The sequence below is a fragment of the Chitinimonas sp. genome (assembly GCF_041904975.1).
Taxonomy (GTDB): domain Bacteria; phylum Pseudomonadota; class Gammaproteobacteria; order Burkholderiales; family Chitinimonadaceae; genus Chitinimonas.
The window spans coordinates 1-5,739 of sequence record NZ_JAYRLZ010000271.1; the positions used below are offsets into that span (position 1 = coordinate 1).

Genomic DNA, 5,739 nt, shown 5'->3' on the forward strand with positions numbered 1-5,739 from the left:
GTGATCGTCCGCGACCCAAGCAATGGCTCGCTAATCGGTGTAATCAACCGCTATGTGAACTTTGGTACGACGACCACTCGTGGCGTGGACTTTGATGTCCGGTCGCGCTGGACACTGGCCATCGGCAAGATCGCTGCGCAATTGGAAGCTAGCTATGTTGATCGCTTTGAACAAAGTGATCGCGCGGCAGAAAACGAAGGCGGCGGTATTTCCATCACCCAGTATGCCGGCCGTAATACTGGCACCCAGACTGCCTTCCCGCGCACCCGTGGCCATATGCGTGTTGAGTTGGATCGCCAAGACTGGCTGTACACTGTGTCGACGAATTACATCAGCGACTACGCACAAAGTGCCGCCACCAGTGGCGGTAAACCCATCACCAATGCACGCGGTGAAGCACGCCCGACCAGTATTCCGGCGTTCATCACCTATGACTTGGGATTGGGCTACCGTTGGGGCAAGCACGCACGGATCAATGGGACTATCCGCAACATCACCGACAAGTTGCCCCCGTTTGATCCGCGTATGAGTAGCTATGGCTTTGCGGTTGATCAATATGCCCCTATCAGCCGTACTTTCAATCTGTCATTTACTTACAAGTTCGACTGATTGATGCATAACAGGGCCAGGTATGTCCTGGCCCTTCCTATTTTACGGAGAACTAAATGAGATCGTTGTGGAGTCCGTTATTATTGGCGGCACTGATCGGCATGTCGGGAATGCCTGCATGGGCTGAGGCGCCGGCCGTGCCAAAGATTGCTCTGGAAAACTTCGCGAGAAATGCCAAGTTTTCTCGCCCGGTTCTGTCCAAGGATCGAAAATTCATGGCATTCATGACCGAGGCAAATAATCGCCGGCAAGCTGCGGTGTGGGATCTTGAGAAAGATAAAATCACCCTGCTAACCAATTTCACCAAGCAAAATGCCATGCAGGTGCGTTGGGCGACGAATAATCGGTTGCTGATCGCACTAGACCATGACGGAAATGAATCCTATGGGGTTTATGCGATCAACCGCGACGGATCGAATTTCAGGGTGTTGGTTGAGCCGCCACATGTGCAAGGTTTAACCGGCTCTTATGTCGCCAAATATGTATCAATCGAGAAAACGATCAAGGACAGTGAAAACGAAGTTCTGGTATCGGCCAATGATCGCTCAGCCCGGGTGCCAGATCTGTACCGGATGGATATCAATACCGGAAAGCGCACTTTGGTGAGCTTTGATCGACCTGCTGAAACGCGCAGCTGGGTTTTGGATAGCAAGGATGTGCCTCGTGTCGCTACGTCCTGGGACAAGGCCGACAAAAAATATGTGACTTGGTATCGTAAGGATGAAAAGTCGCCGTGGACCGAACTGTTCCGTCGCGCTGCGGGTGAGCACTCCATTACACCGCTGAGCTTTACGAAGGACGACAAAACGCTGTATGTACTGTCGAACCTCGACCGCGATACCGAGGCGGTATATACCTACGATCCCGAGGCCAAGAAACTGGGTAAGCTGCTGTTCGAAGCGCCCGACAACTACGACATGGGTACCGATAATGGTACCGATCAGTTACGCGGTAGCACCAATCCCGATGGCGGCATCATTTTCGACCCGGAGTCGGAGGAGATTATTGGTTACACCTATGAAGGTGCTAAACCAACCACGGTATGGATTGACGAAAAATACAAGGCTATTCAGGCAGCAATTGATGAAGCCTTGCCAGGGCGGTACAACCGATTCCGCCCAGCCAAGGAAGGCAATCGAATTTTGGTGACGAGTCGCTCTGATCGGCACCCCGGTACCTATTTCTGGTTTGACCCAAAGGCCAATACGCTGGAAAAGCTGTACGAGATTTTCCCAGATATCCACGAAGAGCAGATGGCTGAAACCAAACCGATTGAGTACACCGCTCGCGACGGCCTGCGCATTCGTGGCTATTTAACCTTGCCGCCGGGTCGTGAGGCGAAGAATCTGCCAACCATCATTCATCCGCATGGTGGGCCATGGGCGCGCGATACCTGGGGCTATAACCCGGATGTGCAATTTCTGGCCAATCGCGGCTATGCAGTTTTGCAGATGGATTACCGGATTTCGACCGGTTATGGCGCCAAGCATTTTGAAGCGGGCTTCCGACAAATTGGCGGCGCCATGCAGGATGACAAGACCGATGGTTTGAATTGGCTGGTGAAGCAAGGGATTACCGACCCTAAACGTGTATGTATCTTTGGCGGCAGTTACGGCGGCTATGCGACGCTATGGGGTGTGACCAAGGATCCAGACTTGTACCGCTGCGGCATCAACGAAGTAGGCGTGTCGGACTGGGAAATTATTCTGCGTGGTCTTTGGTATTCGGGTGGTTCGGCCTATGGTCCCGATGAGTTGTCGAAGCGTGTAGGTGATATCGACAATCCACAAGACAAGCCAAGACTCGATGCAACCAACCCGGTCAAGCTGGCAAAGCGAATCAAGGCGCCGCTGCTCAATGGCTATGGTTTGCAGGACCCACGCGTACCGATCGAGCACTTGCGCGTAATGGAGTCGGCACTGCGTTCAGAAGGCAAGACTTTTGAATCGGTGGTGTATGACAATGAAGGGCATGGCTGGCGCAATCCGGAAAATCGCTTGGATTGGTACAAGCGTATGGAAGCCTTCCTGAATAAATACAACCCGGCGTACTAAGCAGTACGAGTTTAATCAGCCCGCCAATACCGGCGGGCTTTTTTATGCCTCGCCATCCAGCCACCGACACAGCCATTCCGCCGTCACCGCCGCTGCATCCCAGCTCAGTTCATCGAGCCGGGTGGCAGCGGCTTGTGGTTTCAGCTGGATGAATTCGCTGACTTCGCCGTCGGTGTTCACCGGGGCGAAGCCGGCGGGCAGATCGAGGTCGTAGCAGTACAGCAGTTCGTCGTGCACGCCTTCCGCTTCGAGGCGCTGGCTGTGGATCATGCCGGCGGGCCGTGCCTGCAGCGCGATGCTGGCCGGCACGCCGGCTTCTTCGGCCAGTTCGCGCACCAAGGCCTGCAGCGGGGTTTCGCCGCTGCTCACCAGTCCGGCCGCCAGATTGTCGAGCTTGCCGGGGTCGGTGGCCTTGCTGGTGGCGCGCCGGCCAAGCCAAAGCCAGTGATCGCCGCAATAGCCGTTGATATGCACGGCACGGCTGCGCAGGCCAAAGGTGCGAAAGGCAGCGCGCTCGATGCTGAAGCGTACCCGGCCCCAGTCATCGACATAATCGTGCAGTTCATTGCGCCAGCCGGGAATATGCCCCTCGGCATGCAGGGCTTCGGCCAGCGCCTGCAGGGCGAGACTTTTGCTGATCGGGCCGCCGCTACAGCGCAGGCTTAAACTGCCATTGCGGCCAGGCTCGAATAATTCACTGGCGATCAGGCGGCCGGATAATGCCGGCGTTACCCAGCCGCAGAGCTGGTTTTCCAGGGTCCATGGCACCAGGCCCACGGTATTGAGGCGTGGCAGCGTGCCGCGCCAGCGGGCGATATGTTCGAGCAGTGCGGCTGCATTCATGGCGCGGCCTTTCGATCATCGTCGCCGCCAGGCAAAAAACGCTCGACCAGGCGTTGGGCGGTACCGCTTTTGTAGAGGTCTTCGGTGGCATTGCGCAGGGCTAGCTGGGTGGGGCCATCGAGCGCCGGGTTGGCAAACAGCCAGACATCGGTACGCAAAAAAGTGAGCATCTGCGTGCTGCTTTGTAGGTCCATGGCGCTGCGTTGTATCGAATAGCGCAGACTGGCCCGATCGCCGCACAGCCCGTCCAGCCGTCCGGCCGCCAGCATGCGCAGGCCCTGATTGTAATCATTCAGCGAGTATAAGCGCATGCCGGCCTTGGCCAGGGTGGGGCAGGTACCGTTCAGCCGGCCGATCAGATACGGCGCCAGATCATCCAGCTTGCGTACCTGCAGCGGCAATGCACTGCGGTAGACGATCACCCCTTCCAGCTCCCACAGTTTGCCAAGACGCACCAGGCCTAAATCACGGTCGAGATTGCGCGAGGAAACCGCCAGGTCGAGCTGGTGATGTTCGAGCATCACATACAAGCGGCCACTGGGATACAGCAGGTGCGTGTAAGGCAAATTGGCCTTTTGCACCACCCGGTTGGCCATCTGCACAAAAATGCCGTCGAGCTCGCCCTCATTGCTCATCAGGCCAAACGGCGCGACATCGATCGAGCCGATGCGCAAGGGGGCGGCCATCGCACTGATTACGCTAAATAGCAGCAGTATTAGGGGGAGCTTGGTAGCCATCTTGGCAGGCTTGATCGCTCGATCTGACCAAACCCCATCATATATCGCCCCTTGGCGATTTATGTCTTTAACAGCGCCTCGCGCCCGGCCAGCCAGCGTGCCAGATGCGCCTGCGCAACGTCGGGGGCGGTGTCGATCAGCTCGGTGGCAATGTCCTTGGCCTGCTCCAGAATCTCGGCGTCGCGCTCCAGGTCGGCAAAGCGCAGCATCGGCACGCCGCTTTGCCGTGCGCCGAGGAATTCACCAGGGCCGCGGATGCGCAGGTCTTCCTGGGCGATGACAAAGCCGTCGGTATTTTCAAAAATCACCTTGAGCCTTTGCTTGGCTACATCGCCCAGTGGCGCGTTGAACAGCAGGATGCAGCGCGATTCATGGGCGCCGCGCCCCACCCGGCCGCGCAGCTGATGCAATTGCGCCAGGCCCATGCGCTCAGCATGTTCGATCACCATCAGGGTGGCATTGGGCACATCCACCCCGACTTCGATCACCGTGGTGGCCACCAGCACCTGGGTGTGGTTGGCGGCAAAGGCGGCCATCGCCTCGGCCTTCTCGGCGGCCTTGAGTCGGCCGTGCACCAGGCCGACGGCGAATTCCGGCAAGGCTTCGCTGAGCGCCTGGTGGGTATCGATGGCGGTTTGCAGCTCCAGCGCCTCGCTCTCCTCGATCAGCGGGCATACCCAATAGGCTTGGCGGCCTTCGGCACATACCTGGCGCACGAATTCGATCATTTCCTCGCGGCGTGAATCGTTGACCAGGCGGGTCTTGATTGGTGTGCGGCCCGGTGGCAGCTGGTCGATCACGCTGACATCGAGGTCAGCATAAAAACTCATCGCCAGCGTGCGCGGGATCGGCGTGGCCGACATCATCAACATATGCGGCTCGCTCCCCTCACCCGCAGGGCGGCGACCATAGGGAGTCCCGTGGGAGAGAGGGGCCGGGGGAGAGGGCGCGTGGAGTGAATGCAAATGCTCGGTTGGCAAGGCATTCCAGATGGCGGTCAGCACGCCTTCCAGCTCATTCACGACCTGGTTATTCCAGAAGCGCAACACGGTAAAGCCCTGGGAAGCCAGATAGGCGCTGCGTTCCGCGTCGTAATCAGCCTGCGTCTGGTGCTGACTGCCGTCCAGCTCGATGACCAGCTGGTGTTCCACGCAGCAAAAGTCGGCAATGTAGCGATCGATCGGGTGTTGTCGGCGGAATTTGGCACCGGCGAAACGATGATCGCGCAATATCTGCCACAGCAGGTGTTCGGCAGGCCCAGCGTGCTGGCGCATGCTGCGGGCGTAGTCGAGGATATCGGGCGGGACGGGTTGCGGGGGCATTGCCACCACCGGTCCGGCAGGCCCGATCGCCCTCACCCCCGGCCCCTCTCCCGACTTCGGGAGAGGGGAGTTGGCTTTCTGCCTGAGCGCCAGGCGCTGGTGTACGCCGAAGCGGTGCTGCTCGTCGACGATGGCAAGGCCAAGGCGGGCGAAGGTGACGGCATCCTGGAACAA

Annotated in this window: 5 protein-coding genes; 2 read left to right on the top strand and 3 right to left on the bottom strand. The window is 58.3% G+C overall.

Annotated features, from left to right (window positions below; all coding sequences use genetic code 11):
• On the top strand, positions 1–609 hold a 609-nt coding region (locus tag ACE3OH_RS18580; RefSeq protein WP_374356703.1), incomplete at its 5' end, for a TonB-dependent receptor domain-containing protein.
• Positions 610–665: 56 nt separating this feature from the next.
• On the top strand, positions 666–2,663 hold the full coding sequence (locus ACE3OH_RS18585; RefSeq protein WP_374356706.1) for a prolyl oligopeptidase family serine peptidase: 1,998 nt from the start codon (positions 666–668) through the stop codon (positions 2,661–2,663).
• 42 nt (positions 2,664–2,705) lie between these two features.
• On the opposite strand, the gene ACE3OH_RS18590 is transcribed toward ACE3OH_RS18585, so the two are convergent.
• From ACE3OH_RS18590 to ACE3OH_RS18600, 3 genes are all read right to left on the bottom strand, one after another.
• Entirely contained in the window at positions 2,706–3,506 is an 801-nt protein-coding gene (locus tag ACE3OH_RS18590) for a DUF4743 domain-containing protein (protein ID WP_374356709.1), read from the bottom strand.
• Entirely contained in the window at positions 3,503–4,243 is a 741-nt protein-coding gene (locus ACE3OH_RS18595) for a substrate-binding periplasmic protein (RefSeq protein WP_374356712.1), read from the bottom strand. The genes ACE3OH_RS18590 and ACE3OH_RS18595 overlap by 4 nt, the downstream gene beginning before the upstream one ends.
• A gap of 59 nt (positions 4,244–4,302) precedes the next feature.
• A partial coding sequence (locus ACE3OH_RS18600; protein WP_374356715.1) for a DUF559 domain-containing protein occupies positions 4,303–5,739 on the bottom strand: 1,437 nt, incomplete at its 5' end.

Coding starts and splice junctions, on each gene's coding strand:
- ACE3OH_RS18585 (WP_374356706.1), top strand. CDS start 666: ATGAGATCGTTGTGGAGTCCGTTATTATTGGCGGCACTGATCGGCATG.
- ACE3OH_RS18590 (WP_374356709.1), bottom strand. CDS start 3,506: ATGAATGCAGCCGCACTGCTCGAACATATCGCCCGCTGGCGCGGCACG.
- ACE3OH_RS18595 (WP_374356712.1), bottom strand. CDS start 4,243: ATGGCTACCAAGCTCCCCCTAATACTGCTGCTATTTAGCGTAATCAGT.